The sequence below is a fragment of the Acidobacteriota bacterium genome, assembly GCA_016712445.1.
Lineage (GTDB): Bacteria > Pseudomonadota > Alphaproteobacteria > Caulobacterales > Hyphomonadaceae > Hyphomonas.
The window spans coordinates 264,498-291,394 of record JADJRB010000003.1 but is presented as its reverse complement, the minus strand read 5'-3'; the positions used below and the strand labels follow the sequence as shown (position 1 = coordinate 291,394).

Below are 26,897 nucleotides of genomic sequence, written 5' to 3'. Positions count from 1 at the left end.
GGCGGGGCGGGATATCGCATGCAGACCGCATACGGAGCATCCGAAGCATCCTCGCGGGGCCCTTGGTTTTCGAGGGGGGCGAAAGCCCTCCTCGGACTTGCAACGACACTTTTCCTCCTGTCGGGTTGCGCAACCAGTGCCAGCGGGACCGGTGAGGGCGCCCTCGTCAGCGCTCCCGCCGGGATGGTTCGGGGTTCCGTGGAAGACGGCGTCGCCGTTTTCCGCGGTATCCCGTATTCTCTTGCGCCCACCGGGGAGCGGCGCTGGACGCCTCCGCAAGCGTTTCCGGACTGGGAGGGTGAGCGCGCCGCCGTTGCTTTCGGCGCAGCCTGTCCCCAACCCGAATTTCGTACCGGAAGCATCTATTCGGATACCCTCCAGAAGATCGACGAAGACTGCCTGTCGCTGAACGTTTGGGCGCCGGAAGGCGCTGAAGATGCGCCGGTGATGGTGTGGATCCACGGAGGCTCCCTGACGACCGGGGCGAGCAGCCAGCCGATCTATGACGGCGCGATCCTGGCCCGCCAGACCGGGCTGGTGGTCGTTTCCATCAACTACCGCCTCGGCGTGCTGGGCTACCTCGCTCATCCCGAACTCAGCGCCGAGTCCCCGCAGGGAATCTCCGGCAATTACGGCCTCATGGACCAGATCGAGGCCCTTAAATGGATCCAGCGCAACATCGGCGCCTTCGGGGGTGACCCCGGCAATGTGACCGTCGCCGGAGAGTCTGCGGGCGCGCTCAGCGTCATGCTCCTAATGACCTCGCCCAAGGCCGAAGGCCTGTTCCACAAGGCGATCGCCCAGAGTGCCTACATGGTATCCATGGCGCCCTTGCGGGGGGAGGCCAACGGCCATCCGTCTGCGGAAGATGCCGGAGTCGCCTATGCGGAGCGTATGGGTGCGGGCGGAATTGAAGCGCTGCGGGCGATCCCCGCCAGTCAGCTGATCGCGCAGACCGCGAAGGCAGGCTTCGTGCCCTTTGGAATTATTGACGATGTGTACCTGACGGCGCAGATGCCGGACGTCTTCGACCGGGGCGAGCAGGCGAAGGTTCCGGTGCTTGCAGGTTTCAACGAAGGCGAGATCCGTTCCCTGCGCTTTCTGCTGCCGCCGCTTCCGGCCAAGGCGTCCGACTACGATGCAGCCATTCGGGCAGGCTATGGCGATCTCGCCGAGCGGTTCCTGCAGCTGTATCCGTCGTCCAGTCTGGAGGCGAGCATGCTCGCGACGACGCGGGACGCGATGTACGGCTGGACAGCCGAACGCCTCGCCGCGGCACAGGATGCGCTGGGCTATCCCTCCTACTTCTACCTCTTCGACCACAGCTATCCGAATGCGGACAGGCTAGGATTGCGCGCGTTCCATGCTGCGGAGATTCCCTACATGTTCGGCAATCTGGATGCGGCCGTCTCGCCCTGGCCGGAGCCGCCGCGCACCCGTCAGGAGCGGGCGCTCTCTGACGCGATGATGCAGTACTGGGCAAGCTTTGCCCGGGACGGCAAGCCCACCGCTGAAGGCGCACCCAATTGGCCGCGCTATGGCGATGGCGCCACGGGCATGGTGTTCAACGAAACGCCCGCCGCGTTTCCGGGCTTGGCGCGCGAACGCTTCGAGTTGCAGGAGGAAGTCGTTTGCCGGCGCCGCGCGGCAGGAACCCTCCAGTGGAACTGGAATGTCGGCATTATCGCGCCGCCATTGCCTGCGCCGGACCCGGCCTGCGGATGATTGACGGCACGATACAGGACTATGCGCTCACGCTCGACAAGGTGCTTGACCACGCGGCGCGCTGGCACCCCGACAAACTTGTGGTCACAGCCCTTGCGGATGGAAGCCGCATGCGGACGAGCTATGCGGATCTGCGCGAACGCGCCCAGCGGGTGAGTGTCGTGCTCCGTGACCTCGGCGTCGCGGAGGGCAGCCGCGTCGCCACGCTCGCCTGGAATTCGCAGGCCCACATGGAATGCTGGTACGCGATCATGGGCATGGGCGCGGTCTGTCACACCCTGAACCCGCGCCTGACCGCCGAGCAGCTTGCCTGGATGCTCCGGCAGTCGGAAGCGTCGATCCTGATCGTCAGCAGCGATCTTCAAGCGCTTGCCGGGGATATCACCTCGCGCGCGACAGGCATCGAGCGGATCCTGGTGATTGACCCTTCCAATTCACCAGCGGATTCCGCAGCCCTGCCGTATGCGGAGGATCTGGAGAAGCTTTTGGCCGATGCCGAAGGCGAAGTGGCCTGGGGCCAGTTCGCAGAAACGACGCCTTGCGGATTGTGTTTCACGTCCGGGACCACCGGCGATCCAAAGGGCGTGACCTACACCCACCGCGGCAATTTCCTGCACATGCTGCGCCAGCTTCAGGCCGACGTGTCGGGCCTCACGTCGCATGATGTGGTCTTGCCAGTCGTTCCGATGTTCCACGCCAATGCGTGGGGGCTGCCATTCTCGGCGCCGGCAACCGGCGCCAAGCTCGTTTTTCCCGGCCGCGAAACAGACGGCGCCAGCCTTGCGCGGCTGATCGCGGGCGAGGGCGTAACGGTCGCGGTCGGTGTGCCGACGATCTGGCTCGGATTGATGGACCATCTGGATGCCAACGACGTGGAATTGCCGTCCCTGAAGCGCGTCATGGTGGGCGGCGCCCCTATGCCGCCAGCGCTCATGCAGCGGATGGAGGCGCGCGGCATCTTCGTGCAGACGACATGGGGAATGACGGAACTGTCGCCGCTCGGCACGGCAGCTCCTCCGGGTGACGACCGCGCACCCGAATGCGCCGGCAGGCCCGCAATCGGCATGGATCTGATGCTGACGGACCAGAGCGGTGCGCCGTTGCCGCAGCAGCGCGGAGTGGAGGGCCATTTGTGGGTGCGCGGCTCTTCCGTCGTCGACCGGTATTTCGGTCAGGCGCACAGCGCCACGAAGAACGGATGGTTCGCGACCGGTGATCTCGCGATGCTGAACGATGCGGGCCAGTTGTTCATCACGGGCCGGGCAAAGGACCTTATCAAATCCGGCGGCGAATGGATCAACCCCGCCGAAATCGAAGCCATCCTTTCGGGCTTGCCGGAGATTGCGCTTGCCGCCGTGGTTGGGCAATCGCATGAGAAATGGGGCGAGCGCCCTGTTCTTCTGGTAGAGTTCCGGGAGGGTCAGGCGCTTGATGACAATGAAGTGTTCGCAGCTCTGAAGGGCAAGGTGGCGTCGTGGTGGATTCCGGACAAGATCATCCGGATGGCCGCAATTCCGCTCGCAGGAACCGGCAAGATCGACAAGTTGAAGCTGCGCCGCCTCTATGGCGCCCCCATGGAAGGCAACAAGGTCTGATGTCTGACAATTTTCTCTTATGCGGTCTGCGACAGTATCTTGCGATGTTGGTCGGCAGCGCGACGCTCGCCGCCTGCAGCTTCAGCACACCAACATCGGAGCTTCAAACGATCGAGGCGGCGCCGGTCGTGACCGTGGCCCAAGGTCAACTGCAGGGAAGCCGCGCAGACGGGATCAACGTCTACAGGGGCATCCCTTACGCCGCCGCTCCGGTCGGAGACCTGCGCTGGAAGGCGCCTCGGCCCGCTGAGGCCTGGAGCGGCATCCGAGATGCGGCAGACTTCGGTCCGTCCTGCATCCAGCCGCCGGTTCCGCCGACGAGCGTCTACTTCGATCCTCCCAAGGCGTCCTCCGAGGACTGTCTTTCCCTTAATGTGTGGGCACCGGAAGATGCGGAGAAAGCGCCGGTCATTGTCTGGATCCACGGCGGCTCCCTTCGCATCGGCGGCAGCGCGCAGCCGATGTACGATTCCGCTGTCTATGCCGAACGCGGCATCGTGTTTGTGTCCATAAACTACCGGCTCGGCGTGCTGGGCTGGCTCGCTCATCCCGAACTCATGGCAGAAGACCCGACTGGCCTGTCAGGAAACTACGGGCTCCTCGACCAGATCGCGGCGCTTGAATGGGTCCGGGACAACATCGCTACATTCGGAGGCGATCCGGACAATGTCACCATCATGGGCGAATCGGCCGGCGCGCTCAGTGTGACTTACCTGCTTGTCAGTCCGCCCGCCGAGGGGCTGTTCGACAAGGCGATCATCGAGAGCACGAATACCCGCAACTTCCCTATGCTGGGAAAAGGCGTGTACGGACTGCCCGCTGCTGAAGAAATCGGCGCCGACCTGTTTGGGAAGCTGGAACTCGGCTCTCTGGCCGAGGCGCGCGCGGCGGATGCACAGAAGCTTATGGACCGCGCGACTTTCGCCGGCGGATTTGTGCCGCAGGGCACGGTTGATGGCGCCGTCATTCCCACGCAACTCAACGAGGCGTTCGACAGCGGCGCCTTCGCAAAAGTGCCGGTTCTGGCAGGCTTCAACAGCGGCGAGGGGCGCACCTACCGCGCGATGCAGCCCGCCGTGCCCGGCTCTCCGGCAGACTATGAAGCGGCCATCCTCGCACGGCACAAGCAGGACGCAGACGAGTTCCTGAAGCTCTACCCGTCCGGCGACGTTCTGGAATCGATGCTCGCGCTGGCGCGTGACAATGTGTTTGGCTGGTCCACAGAGCGCATTGTGCGAAGCGCCACCGCCGCCGGACAGCCTGCCTATCTGTATGTCTTTGACTACTGCTATCCGGAGATGCGCGAGAAGGATCTTTGCGCGTTCCACGCCAGCGAGATTCCGTTCGTGTTCGGAACAGCGGCAGACGAATCCGTGTATCCGCCCGGCTGGCCCAAGCCGTCCGCAGCCGATGCACTGCCGCTGTCGCAAACGCTTGTCGATTACTGGTCGTCGTTTGCGGCGACGGGACGTCCCGTCAGCGAGACAGGGCCGGTCTGGCCAGCCTATGGCTCTGCCGAATCCTTCCTGCGCATCGACCAGTCCTCCGAGGCGGGCGAGAACGCCTATCCGGGCATGTTCGAGTTTCATGAGCGCCACTACACCGCCCAGCGCGAAAAGGGCGAGGGCTGGTACCTGAAGCTCGGCCTCTGGGCCGATCCCGCCGAGTAGGGGCAGCCGTCAGTCTTTCGCCACCTTGTTCGGCGCCACGAACGTCATGTTCTGTTCGTAGCGATCCGCCCAGTCCGCAGGCGGAAGAGACAAGGCGCGGCTGTCGTCGCTCCGCGCGGGCGTGAAAGACGCCTCGGGCTGATCGGTTCTCACCTGCTCCAGCCAGAACACGCCGTCATTCGTACCGCTGTTTCCGCGCGTGGCGATGAAGTCGATGTCACCGTCTCCGTCCATGTCCCGAGGCACGAACGCGTCATACATGCCGCGCACGCGCCGCGATATGTCGTGCCGGTTCCAGTCCGCGCTGGCATCGCCCGGGTTCTCGAACCAGGCGATGCGTCCGACTGATGAAGACGCCGTCACGCCGGGTTCATCGTGGTCCCTCGCGGCGCCGGAGTATCCGCCTTTCAGGATATTCAGGCCGGAATAGCCCCCCGTTATGGCGTCGAAGTCTCCATCGCCGTCAATATCGGCGAGCGCTATCCCGATCACGACATCCGGCAGGATGTTGCCGATCCGATAGTAAGTCCACGGATCGTCCAGAGACTCAGGCTGCCTGAGCCATCCAAGGTTCGCCATCAGCGGGGTGCCGTTCACAGGCGACGGCGTTTCGTAGACGGCAACGGCCAGATCCAACCGGCCATCGCCATCAATGTCGGCAAACGCTGTCTGGAAACCGTTGGAGGTTCCGCGCCAGCTTTCTGGCGCAGGAAAACCGGGCGCGATGATGATCGGATGAGGCACGACCTTTATGCCGCCCTCGTCGCCCGGGCCGCCATTCTCGAGCAGGGTCATCGTCTGGTGCAGGCGCGCCGCGGAGAGCACGTCGATGTCGCCATCGCCGTCGATGTCCACCGGCATGGCCGTATTCGGTACGACTTCCAGGGAGAGCACCTGTTCGCGCCAGCTCGCGTCTGACAGAGGGTCTCCTTCGATCCGGAACAACGAGGTCGGACGGGCAGCCGAGGGCAGGGAGGGATCGATGATGTCGGCTGCGCCCTTGTTGGCGCCGAGAACGTCCATCCGGCCGTCGCCGTCGACATCGGAGATGAAGACGCGCAGCCAGGATCCGCGTCCCTGTGTAATCTCCGGGATGAGCCGCGCCCAGTTGGCCGTGCGCGCCTCTGTTCCGGGGTTCTCGAAATAGATGAGGTGGGCTTCCTCGCAGGCGGCAACGACGTCGAGGTATCCATCGCCGTTGAGATCGCCCACGGCGGCATCCTCGATGGCGGCCACTTCGTCGCCTTCGCCCAACGTGACATTGAACCAGACATCCGGATCCGCCGTTCCGAACGCAATGCGCAGGTGGTTTGAATCCTCGTGCACCGACACGACGTCAAGGAAGCCGTCGCCATCCATATCGGCGGTCACCAGTCCGTCACCGCCGCGAATGGGAACGCCGCCGTTCGTGGCTTCGTCGTCGATGAGATGCTCTCGCCAGGAAATATAGCGACCGTCCGTAGCCTGAGCGGAGCTCGGTGTATCGGCAACCGTGAGCGTCGCCGCTTGGACCACCTCGACCTTGGTCATTTGACATGCCGAGACAATCAGGCCGGCGGCGCCGTAGAGGGCAACAAAGCTCCGCCGGCCCGGTCTCATTGCTCAAGCCTCGCGATGTCCTCGCGAATGGTGCGCGCTGCCAGCAGGTAGTGCGTGCAGGCCCAGAGTGCACCGATCACACCGCACAGCAACATGGCCATGGCGAGCGGCGACTCGACACCGTTGGCCTTGAAAGTGTCGCTCAGTGCGCCGACGATGAGCGGACCGAGACCGAGCCCGATGAGGTTGATGACGAAGAAGAGCACGGCCGACGTCAGGGCCCGCATGCGGGAGCTGACGAGGCTGTGGGAAACGGCGATCACGGCGCCGAGATAGGCCGCGGTCAGGAAGTTGAAGGGCGCGGTCAGGATCAGCGCCACCATCGGCTTGTCGGCCGTCAGCGCGACGGAAATGACCGGGACCAGCAGGAAGGTCAGCATGGCGGGCGTCCAGAGGTACCAGCGCACGTCGCGCGCCCCGAGTTTATCGGAAAGCCAGCCGCCGAAAAAGGACCCGCACCCGCCGCCGAAACCGGCCGTCAGGGCCATCCAGGTTCCCACGGTCGTGAGGCTGAGGCCGAAGTCGCGCTGGAAGTAGGACGGGAGCCAATTGCCGATCCCGTAAATGAGGAAAGCCTGCAGGCTGGCCGCCAGGGCGATGTGGCGGAACGAAACCCGCGTCCAGAGCAGTTTTGCAACGGTCGTGATCGGCGGCGCGTCGATCGAAGACGGCGGCTTGCCTTCGGACCAGCCCCGGATCGGCTCCTTGACCGTGAAGTAGAGGATCGCCGCGAGCGCGACGCCCGGAAAGCCGACAACGAAGAAGGCGAGGCGCCAGTTGAAGGCATCCGCGAGCCAGCCGCCAACGCTGAAGCCGACCAGCATGCCGATATAGATGCCGATGGAATAGATCGACAGCGCCAGCGCGCGGTTGGCCGGCTTGAAGATGTCGGAGATCATCGAGTGGGCAGGGGGGCTGCCGCCGGCTTCCCCGACCCCGACACCGATCCGGGCAAGCACAAGGTGGACGTAGTTGCCGGCCAGCCCGCACAGCGCGGTCATCAGACTCCAGACGGTGAGCGCAAGCGCAATGATGCTTCGCCGGACACCCTTGTCGGCCCAGCGCGCAATCGGAATGCCGCAGATGACGTAGAAAAGCGCAAAGGCGAATCCTGTAAGCAGCCCGAGCTGCGTGTCCGACAGGCCGAGCTCGGCCTTGATCGGCTCCTGCAAGATGACGAGGAGCTGGCGGTCGACGAAGTTGAAGACGTAGACGATGGTGAGGATCGCGAGCACATAGTAACGGTACAAGCCGCTGGAATACGGTGTGCTGTCTTCCTTTGCTTGGGCAATGGTTGGTTGGGCCGATTGGTTGCCGATTGTGTTATCGTTCATTCTCTTCCCCACTTAGTTTTTTGTTTGGGTCGCGGTCGCTCCGAAGCCATTTCGAGGTCCTCACCTTCGCCTGTCGGTCAGGCGACTAGGTTCGAAACTGCCTGTTGTTGATCGCTTGGTCCCGCGCCGAGGAGCGGGGCATTCTATCCTTTTGCCGGCGGCTCAACTGGCCGTCTTCAAGCGGTGCTCGCCACCCTCGAAAAACATTCGCTCATCCGTGAGTGAAGTCAATCCCATGCCCCGAAAGGTGAGGCCGCGACGGCGGCTACATCCCCGCTCACGAAAGCGGGCTAGCGGTGCTGAGGGTGTTTGCGCCTGAAACTTCGGCGGTGGGCGGCATGTTGGCCGACCTAACTGCTCGGGACGTCTTGCCGGATGCTGTTTTGCAAAGATGAGGGCAAACCGCTTCAAGTGTGGGAGAATGCGCCCAGAAAAGCATGACGTTCACCCGGAAAGGTTTGGCGCACCTGCGTGACTGGCCGGTTTCCGTGCCATGTGGTCCGTTCAAGAACGAGGCACGGCGCCCCGATCGAAACATCGAGCAATTTTGAAAGTCGCGCGTCGGATGCCGCCGCGGAAATGCGGTGCTGGGCCTGCGACCACGGCACATGATCCAGTAACCAGGTGCCGGGCGGCGAGACTGAAAAATCCGCCATGCGTGCATCAGGCACCGTTTCGAGACTGATCAAGCGACTCTCGTACGCAAATGGCGTCCCGCCCGCGACGTGCAAACATGCCAGGTCAAGCAACTGGCCGCCTTTTGCCAGTTCGCATTCTTCTCTCCGGGACGCCAGTGGTGCGCGAAGGCGCCGGCTCAGCAACTGGTAAGCGTAGTCCAGTCCGCGCCCCTGTATATCGGCCTGGATGTCGGGCACGTCCAGCAAAGTCGATGCGCTGGGCGGGTGCGCAACGAATGAGCCGGCGCGCCGGCGGCGAACGACCAGGCCCTTGCTGACCAGGCCGGCGAGCGCTTTGCTGACCGTCATGCGTGAGCAGTCGAACGATTCCATCAGTTCGTGTTCGAACGGAATCCTGTCACCGGGTTTCAACGCGCCCGTCAGAATCTTGCGCTCGATCGATGCCCGAATTTGCTCGTGCAAGGGGTGGTTTGTTGCTTTGGCGCTTTGCAGGGGCGGGGGGCTGGACATCAGACAAGCCGCTCCATGGCGCGTGTGAACCGGGCCTCGATGCCTTCACGATCGATGTGCCGGCCGTCCTGCACCACGCGGACGCCGCGTCGCCAGACCTCGGATAACTTCGAACGCGCCTGGCCGAAGACCCAGTGGTCAAGAATGCGGTCTGGATCTGCAGCGCAGTCAATATCGCGGAAGTGGTCGAGCACAATGAAATCTGCAGACAATCCGGGCCGCAGTCCGCTCTGGACGCCGACTGCTTGATCCCCACCCCGGGATGCCCGCTCGAACAGCGCTCGGCCGGTCGAGTGAGAATGCGGAGAGGTAACGACGTTTCGCCGGCGGACGTTGAGACGCTGCGAATACTCGAGCATGCGCAACTCGTCCGCCGCCGAGATTGACACGTTGGAATCGGACCCGACCCCGAAGCGGCCACCTGAGTCGATGAAATCGCTGAGTTCAAAAATCCCGTCGCCAAGATTGGCTTCGGTGATGGGGCAAAGGCCGGCGACCGCCCCTGACGCCGCGATGGCGCGTCGCTCGGCGGGCGTCGTGTGCGTCGCGTGGATGAGGCACCAGCGCTCGTCGACGTTTGCATTCGCCAGCAACCATTCGACGGGCCGTGCGCCCGACCAGGCGATCGAGGCCTCCACTTCCTTCACCTGTTCAGCGACATGGATATGGACGGGGCCGCCGGGCAGGCGCCGGCACAACGCTGTGAGTTGCTCCGGAGTTGTCGCGCGCAGGCTGTGGGGCGCGAATCCGACCACGGCGTCCGGCAGGGTCCGGCAATGGTCGGCGGCGGATGCGGCGAGTGCACAAAATCCGTCCACCGTATTCGTAAAGCGGCGTTGGCCGTCCAGGGGCGCGGCGCCTCCAAAATCTGAATGGGCGTAGAACACTGGCAGCAAAGTGAGGCCGATCCCGGATGTCCGCGCAGCGGCAACGATGCGGGCAGACATTTCAGCCGGATCGGAAAACGGCGCACCGTCCGCACCATGATGAAGGTAGTGAAATTCCGCGACGCGGGTGAAGCCGCCCTCCAGCATTTCGCAGAACGCCATGGCGCTGATGGCCTCGATGTCGGCGGGATCGCCCGATCGGACGAACTTGTAGAGCAAGTCCCGCCAGGACCAGAAGCTGTCCTCGGTCGAACTCCGGAACTCGGTCAGTCCGGACATGCCGCGCTGGAAAGCATGCGAGTGCAGGTTTGCCATGCCGGGAAGCACGATCTTTTGGCGGTCCGCAGCCGTGAGCGTGGCAACGTCCGCTTCGACATCGGTGATGACGCCGCCCGCCATCGAAATGCGGACGTTGCGCGCCCAGCCTGACGGCAAGAGGGCCAGTCCGAAGCAGGCGTCACTCGACCGGACAGATTTCTGATTCGACTGCCCGATGCCCACTGGACGCTTCTCCGGTATCACTGTTATGTATATACATAAGTGGACTGCGAGACAATCGTGCCGGTCGTGAACAGACTTTGGAAAAACGCAAGGCTGGTCACGTTCGCGGGGCGGGACGCGGGCATCGGGATTATCGAGCACGGCGTTGTCGTCGCCCGCGGCGAGACGATCGTGTTCGCGGGCCCGGCGGCCGAAGCGCCCGAAATGCCGGATGCGGAGGAGATTGATTGCGCAGGGCGATTGGTCACGCCGGGTCTGATCGATTGCCACACGCATCTGGTCTACGCCGGCAGCCGCGCCGCGGAGTTCGAACGACGCCTCGCCGGCGCCACCTACGAGGACATCGCCCGCGCAGGCGGCGGGATATCATCGACCATGCAGGCGACACGGCATGCAGATGCAGCGCGGCTGAAAGCCGAATCGCGCACGCGCCTTCAGCGCCTGATCAACGAAGGGGTCACCACGGTCGAGATCAAATCCGGATATGGCCTCGACCTCGCCAACGAGCTGAAACAACTGCGTGTCGCGCGTGCGCTCGGGGCCGAATGTGGGGTGACAGTGCGAACCACGCTCCTGTCAGCACATGCGCTTCCTCCGGAATTCAACGGCAGGCCCGACGCCTATATTGACTTCGTCTGCGACCAGATCATTCCGCAAGTGGCAGCAGAAGGCCTGGCCGATTCTGTCGATGCGTTCTGCGAGACGATAGGGTTTTCGCGCGAACAGACAGAGCGTGTGTTCAAGGCAGCCCGGGCCCACCAACTGCCAGTCCGTTTGCATGCAGAGCAATTGTCAAACATGCAGGGCGCCGCGCTGGCGGCGCAGTATGGTGCTCAGTCAGCAGATCACCTTGAATATCTGGACGAGGCAGGGGCCAAGGCGATGGCGCGCGCAGGAACGGTGGCTGTCATGTTGCCGGGTGCCTATTACTTCCTGCGCGACATGCGGCCGCCGCCGATCGACCTGCTGCGCCGACTGGGAGTGCCGATGGCCGTGGCGACGGATTGCAATCCGGGTTCCTCACCCATGACCTCGATCCTGCTCGCCATGAACATGGCGGCGACCTTGTTCAGGATGACCGTGGAAGAATGCCTGTATGGCGTGACGGTCCATGCGGCAAAAGCCCTTGGGCTCGCGAAATCTGTTGGGCGGCTCGAGCCGGGACTACGCTGCGACCTTGCGATTTGGGACGCAGATGTGCCGGCTGAACTGGTCTACGGCATCGGAGTCAACCCGCTGCATGCGCGCGTATGGGGCGGGCAATGAGCGGCATAACACTGCGGCCAGGGTCCGTGACGCTAGCAGACTGGCGATCAATCTGGCGAGGCGCGCCAGTCACTCTGCATGCGGATTGCTTTGCAGGCGTGCAGCGCTCCGCCGATTCTGTTGCCAGGATCATTGCGCGCGGCGAGCCCGTCTACGGCGTCAACACGGGCTTCGGAAAGCTTGCGTCTGTCCGCATTCCCAATGAACAGCTGCAAGAACTGCAACGCAACATTGTTGTTTCGCACGCCGCGGGTGTGGGGCAGCCACTCCGCGCCGATGTTGTGCGTCTGATGATGGCGCTCAAGCTGGCAAGTTTGGGGCGCGGCGCTTCAGGTGTGCGTACCGAGACTCTGGCGCTGCTTTCGAGCATGCTGGAGCGGGACATCCTTCCGGTGGTGCCGGAAAAAGGATCTGTCGGCGCGTCGGGTGACCTCGCGCCGCTGGCGCATGTCGCGTGTGCCATGATCGGGGTGGGTGACGTGTTCGCCCGTGGCCAGCGAATGCCGGCGGCAACAGGCCTGCAATCGGCAGGGCTGGCGCCGCTCGCTTCCCTGGCTCCGAAAGAGGGGCTTGCACTTCTGAACGGAACCCAATTTTCTACGGCGTGTGCGCTGGCTGGCCTCTTCGAAGCCGAGCGCTTGCTGCAAGCGTCGTTGGTGATCGGCGTACTCTCGACGGAAGCGGCCCGTGGGTCCGATAGCCCGTTCGATGAACGTATCCATGTCTTGAGAGGTCATCCTTCGCAGACCGAGTGTGCCGCGGTGCTGCGTACACTGATGAACGGATCGGGCATTCGTGCTTCGCACAAGCAGAACGACGCCCGCGTTCAAGACCCATATTGCCTGCGCTGCCAACCGCAAGTCGCGGGGGCGGCGCTCGGTATTTTGAGGCAGGCGGCTGCAACGCTCGAGATCGAATCCAATGGTGTGTCGGACAATCCGCTGATATTTCCGGAAACGGACGAAGCCGTGTCCGGCGGAAACTTTCATGCGGAGCCTGTCGCCTTTGCGGCAGACATGATCGCGATGGCATTGTGCGAGCTCGGATCAATATCCGAGCGCCGGACAGCCATGCTCGTTGACCCGGCTCTTTCCGGACTGCCGGCGTTCCTCACGCCGAAACCCGGGTTGAATTCGGGTTTCATGATCCCGCAGGTGACGGCCGCGGCGCTCGTTTCGGAAAACAAGCAAATGGCCTTTCCGGCGAGCGTGGATTCGATCCCGACGTCAGCGAACCAGGAAGACCATGTCTCGATGGCGGCGCATGGCGCGCGGCGCACCTTGGCGATGGCCGCAAATGTCGATCATGTTCTCGCCATCGAATTGCTCGCCGCCTGTCAGGGGTGCGACTTCCATGCCCCGTTGCGATCGAGCGTGCGCATGGAGCGCGTTCGAACTCTTGTGCGTGACGCAATTCCGCCGCTCGATCACGATCGCTTCTTCCATCCGGACATCGAAGCTGCCGCCGAGCTCGTCCGCTCGGGAAGTGTGGCGCGTGCCTGTGACATGAGCTTGCCCGGTGTGGCGGTCACATGACACCCGGTTGGCTGACGATCCGGCAGGGGACGCGGCCGCTTGTCGTGACCTTTCCTCATACGGGATGGGAAATTCCGGCGGAAATCGAAGACGCCTTCACGTCCATTCCCCTGGCCCGAAAGGATACTGATTGGTGGGTAGATCAATTGTACGGCTTTGTGAACGACATGGGCGCGACGACCATCCGTACAGCCTTGTCGCGGTCGGTAATCGATGCAAATCGCGACCCTTCGGGGGCGTCCCTGTATCCGGGGCAGGCCACAACCGAACTCTGTCCCACGACCACGTTCGACGGCGAGCCGCTTTACAAGGTTGGACGACAACCCGACGCGAACGAGATCGAACGCCGGCGCCGAGAATACTTCCAGCCCTACCATGACGCTGTCCAGGCCGAGCTTGATCGTCTGAGGGCTGAGCATGGCCGTGTCGTGCTGTACGATGCGCATTCCATCAGATCCGAGGTGCCGCGATTGTTCGACGGCCTGTTGCCGGTTTTCAATATCGGATCGAACCGGGGCGAAACCTGCGCGCCATCGCTCGCCGCGCAGATCGAAGCCATTTGCGCGTCCTCCAGTTATCCCACGGTGAGGGACGGGCGCTTTCGTGGTGGCTGGACTGTGCGTCACTACGGACAGCCTCGTGCCTCAGTTCATGCCGTACAGATGGAGCTGGCCTGCAGGGGCTACATGGACGAACCGCATGACGGCAACTTCAATGAAGGCTGGCCGCCGCCCTGGAATCCGGTGCGGGCCGAACAATTGATAGGGGTGCTGCGCGACGTCTGCGGCGCATGCCTGCATTTTGCCGAGGAGATCTGAGGTCATGGTCACGACACACCTTTCGAATGAACGCGTCGTTCGAGCGCCGCATGGCGCCGAATTGACCGCGCAGAACTGGCAAAGCGAAGCCGCGCTCCGTATGCTGATGAACAATCTTGATCCGGATGTGGCTGAGCGGCCGGGCGACCTCGTCGTCTATGGGGGTATCGGACGGGCGGCGCGCAACTGGCCAGCATTCGACAAGATCGTGGAAACCCTGAGGCGCCTGCGGGAGGACGAAACGCTTCTCGTGCAATCCGGCAAGCCTGTGGGTGTCTTCCGTACCCACAAGGATGCGCCGCGCGTCCTGCTGGCGAACTCGAACCTTGTTCCGAAATGGGCAAACTGGGACCATTTCCATGAGCTCGATCGCAAAGGGCTGATGATGTACGGCCAGATGACGGCCGGCAGCTGGATCTATATCGGCGCGCAGGGCATTGTGCAGGGCACGTACGAGACTTTCGTCGAGATGGGCCGTCAGCATTTTGGCGGAGATCTGAAAGGACGGTGGCTTCTGACTGCCGGTCTGGGCGGCATGGGCGGCGCACAGCCATTGGCGGCCGTCATGGCAGGCGCCAGTTGCCTCGCCGTCGAGTGCCAGCCTTCGCGGATCGAAATGCGCATGCGTACGGGCTATCTCGATGCGTGGACAGACGATCTCGACAAGGCGCTCGACATGATCGACGAGGCTTGCGCGAGCGGAACGGCGAAGTCGGTCGGGCTGCTGGGCAATGCCTGTGAAGTCCTGCCGCAGATCCTGGCGCGCGGGCGCTTGCCGGACCTGTTGACCGACCAGACGTCGGCGCACGACCCGGTAAATGGCTACCTGCCCAAAGGCTGGACCATAGAGAAATGGGAAGAACTTCGCCGCACGGACCCAAAGCGTGTGGAAGGTGAAGCTCGAGCATCGATGGCCGAGCATGTCCGCGCGATGCTCGAGTTCCGCGCACGCGGCGTTGCGACGGTCGACTATGGGAACAACATCCGGCAGGTAGCTTTCGACGAGGGCGTGGCGAATGCGTTCGACTTCCCCGGTTTCGTGCCGGCTTACATCCGTCCACTGTTCTGTCGCGGCATTGGTCCTTTTCGGTGGGCTGCCTTGTCAGGCGATCCCGAGGACATCTACCGCACCGATGAAAAGGTGAAGGAGCTGATGCCGGATGACGCCCACCTCCACAACTGGCTCGACATGGCGCGCAAGCGCATCCACTTTCAGGGTCTTCCCGCCCGCATCTGCTGGGTTGGTCTGGGCGACCGCCACCGACTCGGCCTCGCTTTCAACGAGATGGTAGCCAGGGGTGAATTGAAAGCGCCGGTGGTGATCGGCCGTGACCACCTCGACAGCGGTTCTGTCGCTTCGCCCAATCGCGAAACCGAAGCGATGAAGGACGGATCGGATGCGGTGTCTGACTGGCCACTGCTTAACGCCTTGCTCAACACGGCGTCAGGCGCGACCTGGGTATCGTTGCACCATGGCGGCGGGGTCGGCATGGGATATTCGCAACACGCCGGCATGGTGATCTGCTGCGACGGAACCGAAGATGCCGCTCGCCGCATCGAGCGCGTGCTCTGGAATGATCCGGCCAGCGGCGTGATGCGGCATGCAGATGCTGGATACGACATCGCCATTGAAGCTGCCCGCGCGCATCGACTCGACTTGCCCAGTCTGGGCTAGTTTCTGAACGTCAGGCGAGCATGTGGGGATACAGCGGGCTCTGCGCGGGCACGAAAGTTTCCTTGATCGTGCGAGGTGATGTCCAACGCAGCAGGTTGAAGATGCTACCGGCCTTGTCGTTGGTGCCGCTGCGCCGGGCACCGCCGAAGGGCTGGCGGCCGACCACCGCACCTGTCGGCTTGTCGTTGATATAAAAGTTGCCGGCAGCATCTCGCAGCGCTTCTGCGGCGAGGTTGAGTGCTGCCTGGTCGCTGGCGAAAACGGCGCCAGTCAGGGCGTAGGGCGTCGATGAATCAATCAGTTTCAGCACCTCAGCAAAGCGATGGTCCGGGTACGCATAAATGCCAAGCACGGGGCCGAACAATTCTTCGGTCATCAGCGGCGACTTTGGATCATCACATGCGAACACGTGAGGCGGAACAAACCAACCTTCCGTCTTTGAAGGCGCGCCACCTGCAATCTTGCGATGGCCGGAGGTAGCCTCTGCTCGGGCAATGGCGCGGCCTAGCCCATCAAACGCGCGCTCGTCGATCACGGCGCCCATGAAATGCCCATAATCCGTCACATCGCCGATCTTGAGCCGCTCTATGGCGGCAACCATCCGTTCGCAGACTTCGGCGAATAGGCTTTCAGGAATATAGGCGCGGCTCGCCGCCGAACATTTCTGGCCCTGGTAGTCGAAGGCCCCGCGCACCAATGCCGTCACAAGCGCGCCAACATCGGCCGATGCGTGCGCAACGACAAAATCCTTTCCGCCGGTTTCGCCTACGAGTCGCGGATAGTTGCGATAGCTCGAGACGCTTGATCCGACGGAACGCCAGATCCTGTCGAATGCTGCAGACGAGCCTGTAAAGTGCACGCCTGCGAGATCGGTATGTTTGAGAACCACGTCGCCAATGACGGCCGGCTCGGCACTCGGCAGCATGTTGATGACGCCCGGCGGCATGCCGGCAGTCTCGAACAGGTCCATCAGGAAAGCCGCGCTGTATACGGATCGTTCCGACGGCTTCCACACAACCGTGTTTCCCATCAGAGCCGGCGCGAGGCTGAGGTTTCCGGCAATGGCAGTGAAGTTGAAGGGGGAAGCTGCAAACACAAAACCATCGAGCCCGCGCTGCTCCAGCCGATTGCGCTCCGCAAGCGTAGATACGGGCTGGATCTCGTCAATCTGCTCAGCGAAAGCCACATTGAACCGCAGGAAGTCGATCAGTTCGCAGGACGCATCGATCTCAGCCTGGAAAGCCGTCTTGCTTTGCTGCAGCATCGTCGCCGCGAGCAAACGGGCATTGAATGGACCGGCCAGCAATTCCGCCGCCCTGAGGAAAACAGCGCGCCGCGCTGATGCGGACATGCGCGACCAGTCCGTCCGGGCGGCCATCGCCGCCTTGATCGCCGACTCGGCCTCTACAGCGCCGGCGGACTCATAGCTGCCGAGCGAAAGTCTATGGGCATGCGGCTCGTGGAGCGCGACGCTGCGGCCGGTCTCAACGTCGCGTCCACCTATCCGCGGCAGGATCCGCCGCGGCATCGATCGCTGGCGATGGATTTCTTCGGTGAGCGATGCGCGCTCCGCCGAGCCGGGCGCAAAGTCACGTACAGGATGGTTGGGAGGAGGGGGCACGTGAACCTCATGCGGGAGCGGGACAGGTTCACCAATTTATCAATGCGCAGATCGGCGTGCCCTCGCGTGCGGGACTTTCGCTTTCGGCATCGGGCCAGACCGCGCTTTCAGTGGTCCATCCAGCGCGCCAGCGGATGATCCGACAGTCCGTGTCGGATCTCATTCGCAGACTGAACAGTTTCGTCCTGTCCCACCTTGAATCGCGGGACGAGTGTGTCGATCCGTGCACGGAAACCGATGATCCCCTTCGTCAACATGTGGAACCGGTCTCCCATCTCATCGACCGTCCAGGCGCCTGCGTCATTTCCCTCCATATGCTCGACGAGCCGCGTCACCGCGAAGTCGGTCAGGCTTTCGTCCAATTCCAGCAGTCCTGCAACTTTCAGCGACACGAAGTTCCAGGTTGGCGCCCAGCCTGGTTTCGAAATCCATCCCGGCGGGATGTAGGCATGCGGACCGAGGAACAGGAAATGCGCGCGCGGCGAGCCGGTGAGCGCCTCACATACCGGCGCTTTGCGAGGCAGGTGGCCGAGAAGAGAATCAGGTGCGCCGTCCGCGCCGACTTCCATCAACAGCGGCATCAACACGGCGTCGGCGGGCGACCGCGACGGTACGATCCACGCAAGCGGGTTCTCGCCGACAAAACGCACGATGTCGGCGGGTTCAACGCGTTCGAACGCGGAACTCATGCTTCAAGCTGCTTCGCGAGCCACGTCGCGGCATCGCCGATCGCGCGGTCGGCCAGCTTGGAGCTGCGCGCTGCTTCGAGAAAGCTGTGCGTGGCGCCCGGGTAAATCTTGCAGGAGACTTCGCTGCCGGCGCGCTGGAGCCGGTCGCGCAATTCAATGTTTTCATCCAGAAGGATGTCGCATTCGGCGACACAAAGATGCGCGGCCGGCAGACCGGCGAGATCGGCCAGCAGCGGCCGCGCATACGGATCATCGGTCGTCGCAGTGCCGAGATAGCCCCGCCAGAAATCCTGCATTTCGGCCGCACCCAGCATATAGGGATCGCCGTCATACCGGTGCCATGAGGCTCGCGGCTTGAGATCCAGCGCCGCATAGTTCAGCAGCAGGGCACAGGGCAGGGTTTGCCCGCGGTCCCGCCTGCGCAAGGTCGCGCACAAGGCGAGATTGGCACCTGCCGAGTCGCCGCCCAGCGCGACCTGTGCCGTGTTGAGCCCGTAAGCGCGCCCGTGCTCAGCCAACCAGTCAAGACAGGCGTCAACGTCGTCCAGCGGCGTGGGGAAGCGATGTTCCGGCGCCAGCGAATAGTCGAGACCGATCACGGCGCACCCGGCGCGCTCTGCGTATTCGCGCATCAACCGGTCGTGTGTGTCGATGCTGAAGATCATCCATCCGCCACCGTGCAGATAGATCAACGTGCCGCGCTGCGCCCCGGCGCTCGGTATGTGGATTCGCGCCCGGACGCTGCGGGGGCCGACATTGACCATATGGGTCGCGGTCATGTCGGGGCCGCCCCGCGCCCAGGGTGTACGCACCTGTTCGGCGATCTCGCGGCGCCGGGAAATCGATACCGGCTCCTTGCCGGCCAGCGCTGCGGAGTCTGCCGACGTGCGGTTCACGAAGGCCAGAACGTCAGGATCGATGTCGGTCTGCTTCGAGGCGGGAATTGCTGTCATGTGTCAACGCTTTGTGTTGGTCGTGGATTGGAAACGCGTCGAGCCCTACCGTTCAGGCGAGCGAGGCACGGGAAGCTTTCTTCGCGGCCATTCTCGGGCCGCGCTTCTTGAGCCACACCCAGATGCCGGTGATGCACTGCTGAGCCGTGGCGATGCCCAGGACCGCAACAACAAACACGCCGAACGGTCCGGCGGTCTCGCCGCTATGGATGGGATAGATCATGCGGATCATGACAAGGCCGGCGCTGTCTGTGTACGGATTGACCTCGTGCACAAAGGCGCCGTTTGCGCCGCTGAAGTAGTAGTAGATCGGACCGAGGGCCTTGTAGTTCAAAGTGCCATTGTCACTGAACGTGACGCCGTAAAGATCCCAGTTCGGGTAATACAGCATCGTCGCGGGTTGCCACGTCATGCCGGCCTGCGATGCCTGGTGCTGCGCGAGCGCGAGCGCATCGCCGTAGGAGAGTTGCGGCACGGCCCCTTCAGGAAAAGGCGCATCCAGATTGAACAAAGTCCGTTTCAGCGGCGAAACCCAGGTCGAGAACGGGTCCCAGAACTCGCTGAAAAAATTGATGGCAACGGAGGTGAATGCCAACGCGATGAGCAGCGGATACAACCAAAGGGCGCTTGCGCGGTGCAGGTCCAGCATCTGCCGCGCGAACGACCGCTTCGGGCTATAAGTCCAGACCGGTGCCCAGTTCTTCAGGAACGGACCCTTTCGGGGCAAGGTGAGGTAGAGGCCTACAAACGCGCTCACGAGCCAGCCGAGCGCCATGAAACCCATGAATATCCGCCCGGCATCTCCGGTCAGCAGGTTAAAGTGAAACTCCAGGAGGAGGGGCACGATCTGCCGGCCCGTGAAACCTGGTTCAGTGCTCCGCGCACCGACAACGTCGCCGGTTGCAGGGTCGAGAAACATTTCTCGCTCGGTGACCTCAGCTCCGCCGGGTTTGGGCGCAACAGAAACCGCAAGGTTATCGTCCGTGCCCGGATTCAGCGGAAAGCCGACGAGTTGGAGTTCGGGATGGGCTGCCTCGAAACGGGAAACCAGTTCGATCACGGGCAGGCGGTCTTCAGCGTCCCCCTGATATACTAGAAGGTCGCCGTTGACCCAGCGGTCGAGACTCGCCCGGAAGGTTAGCACCGTGCCGGTTATCGCCGCCAGGAACAGGAATGCAGCAGTTACGATCCCGAACCACCGGTGAATGAAGAGCCAGCTGTTTTTGGTTGCGGCTGCTGCCATGTTCAGATTCCGATGCCAAATTTGAGGTCACGATAGCCGCACTCGCCCGGCATCGCCAGAAGGCGGCGGGCCGAAGATTGCCTTCATCGGGTCAGGGGCCAGCGGCGCCTGCATGGGACTTCCCGAGTTTGGCCATTTAGGAACAGTTCGAGACCCGAAGCCGAAATACAGGACTGTGCAGGCCTGTTAACTTCTGCTTGAGTTCGCGATAGGCGAACAGGAAAGCAGCAGGGGTTCGAATCATGGCGCAGTTCAATCGCCAATCGGCACATTTCTTCAAGGCAACGCTGCTGGGGGCAGCGGCAGGTCTCACCTTCCTGGCGCCGTCCGCAGTGGCACAAGAGGCCGCCGATGATGCCGTCAGCGTACAGGAAACGGTCATCGTTATCGCGCCGGACTATGTTCCGCAGGACGGGGCAACCGCGAACAAGTCCAACATTCCGCTGATCGAGACTCCGCAGTCGGTGTCGGTCATCACGCGCGACCAGATTGACCTCCTCGCCTTCATCGATGCCCAGCAGGCGGTCCGCTACACGTCTGGCGCATTCGGCGAAAACTACGGTCCCGATCTCCGCTACGACTTCGTCACGGTCCGCGGCTTCACGCCGAAACAATATATCGACGGCCTCGCCGCGCCGGTTTCGACTTCGATCCAGAGTGTGGGCGTCGATCTCTACGCGTTTGAATCGTTCGATGTCCTGAAAGGGCCCGCTTCGGCGCTCTATGGAAGCTCGCCTCCCGGCGGTCTTTACAATCAGGTTTCGCGCCGTCCCGATCAGGAATTCGGCGGCGAGATCCAGGCGAAATACGGCACCGACGACTACAAGCAGATCGCTGGCACCGTCCACGGTCCGCTCAGCGACACGCTCAGCTATTCACTGACTGGCCTCTACCTCGACCGCGAAGCAGAGCGCGACCTGGTGTCGGCCGAGCGCACGCTGTTTGCGCCGGCTTTGACCTGGGACATCACGCCTGACACGAAGCTCACCGGCCTTGCATACTACCAGACGGACGAAGTGCTGGGCGATACCAATGGCTTCCTGCCGGTATTCGGAACGCTGCTGCCGAACCCGCTCGGCAGCATTGATCCGTCCACCAACCTTGGTGACCCGAACAACCGCTACGAACGCGACCAATGGTCGTTCGGCTACGAGCTCGTCCACGACTTCTCGGACACGGTCTCCTTCGTCTCCAACACCAAGTTCAATGACTATGAGGAAGACACGCCGACCGGAATCTATGGCGGCGGCGGTCTGGTCGATGCCGATTTCAATGGCGTGCCGGATGACTATCGCACGGTCCAGCAGTACAACTTCTCCTATCGCGAGGCCGTCGAAAGCCTGACGTCGGACAACCGGTTCGATTTCGATCTCGATGCCGGCGGCATGTCGCATCAGATCATCGCCGGGGTGGATTACCGCCGGGTGGAGAACAAGGCGGACTTCGGCTTCATCTTCGCCAACCAGATTGACCTGTTCAATCCCGTCTACGCCCCGCAGGCGATACTGGAGCCTGGTTACCCGTCGGCTTTCAATGACCAGACGCTGAAGCAGACCGGCCTCTACGTTCAGGACCATATCGGACTGGGCAAACTGTTCCTGACGCTCAGCGCGCGGCAGGACTGGGTGACGATCGAAAACAATGCGGCCAGCACCGAAACCGATCAGGAGAAGTTCACCTATCGTGTCGGCGGCAACTATGTGTTCGACAACGGATTTGCGCCTTACGTCAGCTACGCCACGTCGTTCGAACCGGTGCTTGGCACGGACTCGGTGACGCTGAAGGAGTTCGATCCGAGCGAAGGCGAGCAAGTCGAGGCCGGCATCAAGTATGACGCGCGTGGCCTGCCGGATGGCTATGAGCTGCTGCTCACCGCGGCCGCCTACCAGATCAAGCAGTCGAATCTCGTGTCCACGTCCCCGTCGATCACGCCGGTGTTCGGCACGCAGCTGGGCGAAGTCGAAGTGAACGGCATCGAGTTCGAAGCCGTCAGCCGTATCAACGACAGTCTCTCGATCAACGCCTCGTTCAGCGTCACGGACAGCGAAGTGACCAAGAGCCAGACGCCAGCTGAAGTCGGCGCTGAGCTCCCTGTCACGCCGGAGAACAAGGCATCCTTGTTCGTCGACTACACGGTGCGCGGCGGCTTGCTGTCCGGCTTCGGTTTCGGCGGCGGCGTGCGCTACACCAGCGAAAGCCAGGGTGCATTGCCGGGCCCGTTCAACCCGGTCGTCTATGCTGGCGAGGAATCGACCCTGTTCGATGCCATCATTCGCTACGACACCGAAAGCTGGCGCTTCGCGCTCAACGGTTCGAACATCTTTGACGAACAATACGTTGCGCGCTGCTCGGGCCCCGCGGGCTGTACCTACGGCGCCGGCCGCCAGATCATCGCGACGGTCACGCGCAAGTTCTGAGGAATGCACTGAATGAACTGGAAGACCGGCTCGAACGGACGGCATGCCGCAACGTTCAGGGCCGGTCTTCTGGTTTTGACCATCGCGCTCGTGCTGGCAGCTTGCCGCTCCTGGATACACGACGACGCGCCGCCGCCTGCCTGGCCGGAAGGCACTTCTGAGGGGATATCAGGCCGTCCATCGACGCCATACGCTGCGCCCGGCCAGACGCTGCCCTTTGAGGGAAGCCGCACCGTATCCTTTGACACCACTGAAGGCACCGAGCTTTCAATCGACGTAGCGCCAGACGGTTCACGGATCGTTTTCGACCTGCTGGGCGACATCTATGCCTTGCCGATCAACGGCGGCGATGCGCGCCGCCTCACCAGCGGCATTGCGCTGGACACCCAGCCGGTCTTCTCGCCGGACGGGCATTCCATCCTTTTCCTGAGCGATCGTTCAGGGGCAGAAAACCTCTGGCTGATGGACGCCGATGGTAGCCACCCCCGCCAGATCAGTCCGTATAATGATGATCCGACATTCGTATCGCCAGAATGGTCGCCGGACGGGCGTTCGATACTGGTGTCCCGCTACTGGCCAGGCCGGAACGTCTATGAATTGTGGCAGTTTGAACCTGTGCAGGGCAGCGTCGGCAACGTCGTCGAGATCGTGGACAATCAGGCTGAATCCGGCACGAGCGTATTGGGCGCCCGGTTTAGTCCCGATGGTACCTTCGCTGTCGCCGCAACCTTGCGCGAAGACACAGCTTCCTTCGATTCAATTTCGGCATGGGGCATCGACCGGATCGACCTCACAACCGGCGCCGCGACGACGCTGGTGCCCTCCCAGACCGAAGAAGGCCTGGGGGTTCCGAAGGTGCGCCCCGCCATATCACCCGATGGCACGCGCCTCGTGTTTGCCGAGCGCCGCGGCGGCGTGACCGTCTTGCGCTCGAGGGATCTGCGCTCCGGCGAGACAACGACGCTTGGTGCGACCGATCCGGATTCCGTCCTTGCCGCGCTGACGCACGATGCGATCCCCCGCTACGATTTCCTGCCCGACAGCAGCGCAATCGTGATCAATCGCGGGGGCGGCATCGAAAGGGTCTCGCTCGCGACAGGTGATGCGCAGAAGATTCCGTTCACTGCCCGGGTCGAGCAGAAGCTCGGCGCATTGGCGCGGCACGGCGCGGCCTTCGAGGACGGCCCCGTCAAGGCGAGATTGATCATGGCGCCGGACCTTTCGCCAGACAATTCAATGATCGCGTTTTCCGCGATCGGGCAGATCTACACCGCCGGCATTTCCGAAGGCGCGCCGCGCCTGCTTCGCACGGACGGCCTCAAGGGCTACCAGCCGGATTGGTCGCCGGACGGCAAGTCGCTCGCCTATGTCAGCTGGTCGTCGGAGCAGGGTGGTGCCGTCTGGGTGTCGCAGTCGGACGGCAACGCGCACGTGCGCGTGGCGGACGGAGATTTTTTCTACTCGCACCCGTCTTTCACGCCGGATGGCACGTCGCTCGTCGTCGTCCGCTCGCCGGCCGAGGCGCGGCGCACGACCTATATGGAATACGGCCAACTGCGCGACGCCGAGCTGGTTGTCATCTCTCTGGACGGCGCGCCCGCGCGCGTGATCGCCAGCGGTCGGATCGGCGGAAAGCCGCACTTCGGCGCCGGCGAGACGGACGTGCTGTTCAACACGGACAAGGGCGTTGAAGCGGTACCGTTTGCAGGCGGAGACCGCAGGCTCGTGACGCAGGCTAACGGTCCGAACTGGTATTTCGCGGATGGACCTGCAGCGGCCGATGATCTCCGCGTGTCGCCGGATGGCAAATGGGCCCTGGCGCAGATCGCGCATCAGCTTCACCTCTACGCGCCGGTCGCTTCAGGCGGCGATCCCTTCGACTTGTCCGAGCCTGCAGGACTTCACGTCCAGCTCACTGACGGGGGCGCCGACTATTTCGGATGGTCCGATGACGGGCAGTCGATTTTCTGGACAGCGGGTTCGCGCCTCTACACGCTTGCGATGTCGGACGTCGTGTTTTCAGATCGCCGCGGAGGACAAGCAACATCGGGCCGGGACGTGCCGGTCGAAGTGCCGCGCGACCAGCCTGCCGGACTTGTATTGGTCGCCGGCGGACGTGTACTGACGATGTCGGACCGCGCTGATCCCGGTGCTTGGCAGGATCTCGACCTATTGCTGGACGGGAACCGGATCGCCGCGCTGGCGCCTCGCGGGGCGCTGTCAGTGCCGGCAGGAACGCCGACACTCGACGCAAGCGGCAAATTCATTGTCCCGGGTCTCATTGATGCCCACTACCACGTGGCCGACATCCGCCGTGAAGTTCTCGACACGTCGGCCTGGGGACTGCGGACCGGTCTGGCATACGGTGTCACCACATTGTTCGATCCGTCTTCGCTGACCATCGACATGCTGACCTATCAGGATTTCGTGGAAGCCGGCGAAGTGACCGGCTCCCGGCTGTTCACAACCGGACCGGCGATCTTCGACTACAATGACTTCCGGTCGAAGGAACAGGTCCGGGCCGTACTCGCGCATTACCGCGACGACTACCGCCTGTCGAACATCAAGCAGTACCGGTCCGGCAACCGGCGCGTCCGGCAGTGGATCGTCGAGACTGCGAACGAGCTCGGCATGACGGTCACGACTGAAGGCGCCTTGTCCTTCAAACTGGACCTCACCCAAATTCTCGACGGCTACGGCGGGGTCGAGCACGCCATGCCGCCTCCATTCCTCCACGGCGATGTCACGCGTCTGTTCGCCGAAAGCGGAACGTCGTCCGTCCTTACGCTGATGATCACGCACGGCGGCTTGCCGGCGGACAAGGTATTCATCTCGAAGCGCCATCCATTGGGAGACGCGAAATACGCGCGCTTTGCGCCGCAATGGTACCGGGAAGGCAAGTTCAAGTCCGACCCGGCCCTGCCGGCATGCCAGTATCACTACCCGGTGTCGGCAGAGAGTGCGGCCAGGATGTTCCGCGAGGGCGGCCTCGTCGGCGTTGGTGCACATGGCGACATTCCCGGCTTTGGCACGCATTGGGAGATGCAGGCTTATGTTGAAGGCGGGTGGACCCCAGCGGAGACCCTCTGGGCCGCCACCATGGGCAGTGCCACCGTGATCGGCCGCGACCACCAGCTTGGCAGCCTTGAGCCCGGAAAACTTGCCGACCTGCTGATACTGAATTCCGATCCGGTCGAAGACATCCGCGCCACGCTCGATATCTTTCGCGTGGTGAAGAATGGCCGGATCTATGATGATGACGACCTGACCGAGTTAGTGCGAGCACGCTGACTGCGCCAATCTGCGTCCAGACGGATGAACGCAGATTTCGAGGTCAGACAACAGCCATGCGTACGATCATCGCAGCCATTGCGGCCTTCACCTGCCTTGCATCCGAAGCCAGCGCACGCGAGCACCGTTTCTTTGCGGACATCGCCGTGTCGTCCGCTCTCAATGATCGCGGAGAGCAGATTGCCGCCGGTGTTGCGGAGGCGACCTTTGGGCTTGAAGCGGAAATCGGAGAAGTGATGGTCTATGGCGCCGTGTACCGGCTCGCGCCGCTCGGTCCCCATCAATCGGCGTTCGACGACGAAGTGGACTACACAATGGGCGCCGTCTGGGCCGGCGAAGGTTACGAACTCGACATCGCCGCCAATTGGCTGACCTTTCCCGGCGCGGACACCAAGTCTGGCCTCGAACTGGCAGCCGCCGTGACGTTCGACCGGGCGCTGGAGCCTGCAATTTCCGGCTTCTACGACACCGAACACGAATGCTGGGGGCTCGAGCTGGTGGCCGGGCCTGAATGGGTGAACGACGACTGGACAATTTATGCTCTGGCGCGGGGCGGGTTCGTGAACAATCGCGGTGAGGACGCTGATCGCTCCTATGGCGGCGCTGAGGTCGGCTTCGCGAAAGCCGTCTCGCCAAATGCAAGTGTGGCCGTCTATGGGCGCGTGGACGTGGCTGATGAGGAAGCATTCGTGCGCCATCTTGCCGGCGGCGGCATCCAGGCATCGAAGTCCGCCGGTGGGGCAATGGGCGTCGTCTTGTCCGTCGCCTACTAGGTCTTCCGCGCCTGCCTGCGGCTTGGCCCGGCAGGGCGTGACTGCGTGATTTCTGGCCACATTTGCCGCTTTTATTGGCCATTCAGGCGAAATCAGGTCATCTTGTTGCTCAATCGGGCCAGTCCGGACTACACTATCTTGTAGCCGGAAAACTGCG

The 26,897-nt window shown here is 62.8% G+C and carries 18 protein-coding genes; 10 read left to right on the top strand and 8 right to left on the bottom strand.

Annotated elements, in window-relative coordinates; genetic code table 11:
* The first annotated feature begins 18 nt into the window (after positions 1-18).
* From IPK75_17610 to IPK75_17600, 3 genes are read left to right on the top strand one after another with little or no spacing between them, the layout of a single operon-like run.
* On the top strand, positions 19-1,725 hold the full coding sequence (locus IPK75_17610) for a carboxylesterase family protein (GenBank protein ID MBK8200169.1): 1,707 nt from the start codon (positions 19-21) through the stop codon (positions 1,723-1,725).
* Positions 1,722-3,320, top strand: coding sequence for a long-chain-fatty-acid--CoA ligase (locus IPK75_17605; protein MBK8200168.1), 1,599 nt, complete (start codon positions 1,722-1,724; stop codon positions 3,318-3,320). Before IPK75_17610 ends, IPK75_17605 begins: the two co-directional genes overlap by 4 nt.
* 44 nt (positions 3,321-3,364) lie before the next feature.
* Positions 3,365-4,990: a carboxylesterase family protein gene (locus tag IPK75_17600; protein MBK8200167.1), complete on the top strand. Its 1,626-nt coding sequence runs from the start codon at positions 3,365-3,367 to the stop codon at positions 4,988-4,990.
* A gap of 9 nt (positions 4,991-4,999) precedes the next feature.
* Here the strand turns inward: IPK75_17600 and IPK75_17595 are convergent, their stop codons facing one another.
* The 4 genes from IPK75_17595 to IPK75_17580 all read right to left on the bottom strand — a co-directional run bounded on the left by IPK75_17595 (position 5,000) and on the right by IPK75_17580 (position 10,453).
* Entirely contained in the window at positions 5,000-6,520 is a 1,521-nt protein-coding gene (locus tag IPK75_17595) for a VCBS repeat-containing protein (GenBank protein ID MBK8200166.1), read from the bottom strand.
* Between the two features lie 65 nt (positions 6,521-6,585).
* Entirely contained in the window at positions 6,586-7,923 is a 1,338-nt protein-coding gene (locus IPK75_17590) for an MFS transporter (protein MBK8200165.1), read from the bottom strand.
* 407 nt (positions 7,924-8,330) lie between these two features.
* Positions 8,331-9,071 carry a histidine utilization repressor gene (gene hutC, locus IPK75_17585; GenBank protein MBK8200164.1) on the bottom strand — a complete coding sequence of 247 codons (741 nt, stop codon included), beginning with the start codon at positions 9,069-9,071 and terminating at the stop codon, positions 8,331-8,333.
* Complete coding sequence (locus tag IPK75_17580; GenBank protein ID MBK8200163.1) at positions 9,071-10,453, bottom strand: formimidoylglutamate deiminase; 1,383 nt, start codon at positions 10,451-10,453, stop codon at positions 9,071-9,073. The genes hutC and IPK75_17580 overlap by 1 nt, the downstream gene beginning before the upstream one ends.
* A gap of 60 nt (positions 10,454-10,513) precedes the next feature.
* Between IPK75_17580 and IPK75_17575 the strand changes: the two genes are divergently transcribed.
* The 4 genes from IPK75_17575 to IPK75_17560 are packed head-to-tail and all read left to right on the top strand — an operon-like array spanning position 10,514 to position 15,753.
* Positions 10,514-11,725: an imidazolonepropionase gene (locus tag IPK75_17575; GenBank protein ID MBK8200162.1), complete on the top strand. Its 1,212-nt coding sequence runs from the start codon at positions 10,514-10,516 to the stop codon at positions 11,723-11,725.
* A complete protein-coding gene (hutH, locus tag IPK75_17570; GenBank protein ID MBK8200161.1) occupies positions 11,722-13,260 on the top strand; it encodes a histidine ammonia-lyase in 1,539 nt (512 codons plus the stop codon). The genes IPK75_17575 and hutH overlap by 4 nt, the downstream gene beginning before the upstream one ends.
* A complete protein-coding gene (hutG, locus tag IPK75_17565) occupies positions 13,257-14,078 on the top strand; it encodes an N-formylglutamate deformylase (GenBank protein ID MBK8200160.1) in 822 nt (273 codons plus the stop codon). The genes hutH and hutG overlap by 4 nt, the downstream gene beginning before the upstream one ends.
* Before the next feature lie 4 nt (positions 14,079-14,082).
* The gene (locus IPK75_17560; GenBank protein MBK8200159.1) at positions 14,083-15,753 is read left to right on the top strand and encodes a urocanate hydratase; all 1,671 of its coding nucleotides are present in this window, start codon (positions 14,083-14,085) and stop codon (positions 15,751-15,753) included.
* 10 nt (positions 15,754-15,763) lie between these two features.
* Here IPK75_17560 and pruA read toward each other — a convergent pair whose 3' ends face one another.
* From pruA to IPK75_17540, 4 genes are all read right to left on the bottom strand, one after another.
* Positions 15,764-17,374: an L-glutamate gamma-semialdehyde dehydrogenase gene (pruA, locus tag IPK75_17555; GenBank protein ID MBK8200158.1), complete on the bottom strand. Its 1,611-nt coding sequence runs from the start codon at positions 17,372-17,374 to the stop codon at positions 15,764-15,766.
* A gap of 107 nt (positions 17,375-17,481) precedes the next feature.
* Positions 17,482-18,063: an FMN-binding negative transcriptional regulator gene (locus IPK75_17550; GenBank protein MBK8200157.1), complete on the bottom strand. Its 582-nt coding sequence runs from the start codon at positions 18,061-18,063 to the stop codon at positions 17,482-17,484.
* A complete protein-coding gene (locus IPK75_17545) occupies positions 18,060-19,016 on the bottom strand; it encodes an alpha/beta hydrolase (protein MBK8200156.1) in 957 nt (318 codons plus the stop codon). Before IPK75_17545 ends, IPK75_17550 begins: the two co-directional genes overlap by 4 nt.
* 52 nt (positions 19,017-19,068) lie before the next feature.
* Positions 19,069-20,259, bottom strand: a complete 1,191-nt coding sequence (locus tag IPK75_17540; protein ID MBK8200155.1) for a PepSY domain-containing protein — start codon at positions 20,257-20,259, stop codon at positions 19,069-19,071.
* Between the two features lie 242 nt (positions 20,260-20,501).
* Here IPK75_17540 and IPK75_17535 point away from each other — a divergent pair, with 242 nt between their 5' ends.
* From IPK75_17535 to IPK75_17525, 3 genes are read left to right on the top strand one after another with little or no spacing between them, the layout of a single operon-like run.
* Positions 20,502-22,676: a TonB-dependent siderophore receptor gene (locus IPK75_17535; protein ID MBK8200154.1), complete on the top strand. Its 2,175-nt coding sequence runs from the start codon at positions 20,502-20,504 to the stop codon at positions 22,674-22,676.
* Between the two features lie 12 nt (positions 22,677-22,688).
* On the top strand, positions 22,689-25,967 hold the full coding sequence (locus IPK75_17530; protein ID MBK8200153.1) for a PD40 domain-containing protein: 3,279 nt from the start codon (positions 22,689-22,691) through the stop codon (positions 25,965-25,967).
* A gap of 56 nt (positions 25,968-26,023) precedes the next feature.
* Positions 26,024-26,740, top strand: coding sequence for a hypothetical protein (locus IPK75_17525; GenBank protein MBK8200152.1), 717 nt, complete (start codon positions 26,024-26,026; stop codon positions 26,738-26,740).
* Positions 26,741-26,897 lie beyond the last annotated feature (157 nt).

What these genes read in the sequence shown, in the direction of transcription:
- IPK75_17610 (MBK8200169.1), top strand. Translation starts at nt 19, where the DNA reads ATGCAGACCGCATACGGAGCATCCGAAGCATCCTCGCGGGGCCCTTGG.
- hutG (MBK8200160.1), top strand. Translation starts at nt 13,257, where the DNA reads ATGACACCCGGTTGGCTGACGATCCGGCAGGGGACGCGGCCGCTTGTC.
- IPK75_17590 (MBK8200165.1), bottom strand. Translation starts at nt 7,923, where the DNA reads ATGAACGATAACACAATCGGCAACCAATCGGCCCAACCAACCATTGCC.
- IPK75_17530 (MBK8200153.1), top strand. Translation starts at nt 22,689, where the DNA reads ATGAACTGGAAGACCGGCTCGAACGGACGGCATGCCGCAACGTTCAGG.
- IPK75_17525 (MBK8200152.1), top strand. Translation starts at nt 26,024, where the DNA reads ATGCGTACGATCATCGCAGCCATTGCGGCCTTCACCTGCCTTGCATCC.
- hutH (MBK8200161.1), top strand. Translation starts at nt 11,722, where the DNA reads ATGAGCGGCATAACACTGCGGCCAGGGTCCGTGACGCTAGCAGACTGG.
- IPK75_17535 (MBK8200154.1), top strand. Translation starts at nt 20,502, where the DNA reads ATGGCGCAGTTCAATCGCCAATCGGCACATTTCTTCAAGGCAACGCTG.
- IPK75_17540 (MBK8200155.1), bottom strand. Translation starts at nt 20,259, where the DNA reads ATGGCAGCAGCCGCAACCAAAAACAGCTGGCTCTTCATTCACCGGTGG.
- IPK75_17605 (MBK8200168.1), top strand. Translation starts at nt 1,722, where the DNA reads ATGATTGACGGCACGATACAGGACTATGCGCTCACGCTCGACAAGGTG.
- IPK75_17595 (MBK8200166.1), bottom strand. Translation starts at nt 6,520, where the DNA reads ATGACCAAGGTCGAGGTGGTCCAAGCGGCGACGCTCACGGTTGCCGAT.
- IPK75_17600 (MBK8200167.1), top strand. Translation starts at nt 3,365, where the DNA reads ATGTTGGTCGGCAGCGCGACGCTCGCCGCCTGCAGCTTCAGCACACCA.
- IPK75_17560 (MBK8200159.1), top strand. Translation starts at nt 14,083, where the DNA reads ATGGTCACGACACACCTTTCGAATGAACGCGTCGTTCGAGCGCCGCAT.
- IPK75_17550 (MBK8200157.1), bottom strand. Translation starts at nt 18,063, where the DNA reads ATGAGTTCCGCGTTCGAACGCGTTGAACCCGCCGACATCGTGCGTTTT.
- hutC (MBK8200164.1), bottom strand. Translation starts at nt 9,071, where the DNA reads ATGTCCAGCCCCCCGCCCCTGCAAAGCGCCAAAGCAACAAACCACCCC.
- IPK75_17545 (MBK8200156.1), bottom strand. Translation starts at nt 19,016, where the DNA reads ATGACAGCAATTCCCGCCTCGAAGCAGACCGACATCGATCCTGACGTT.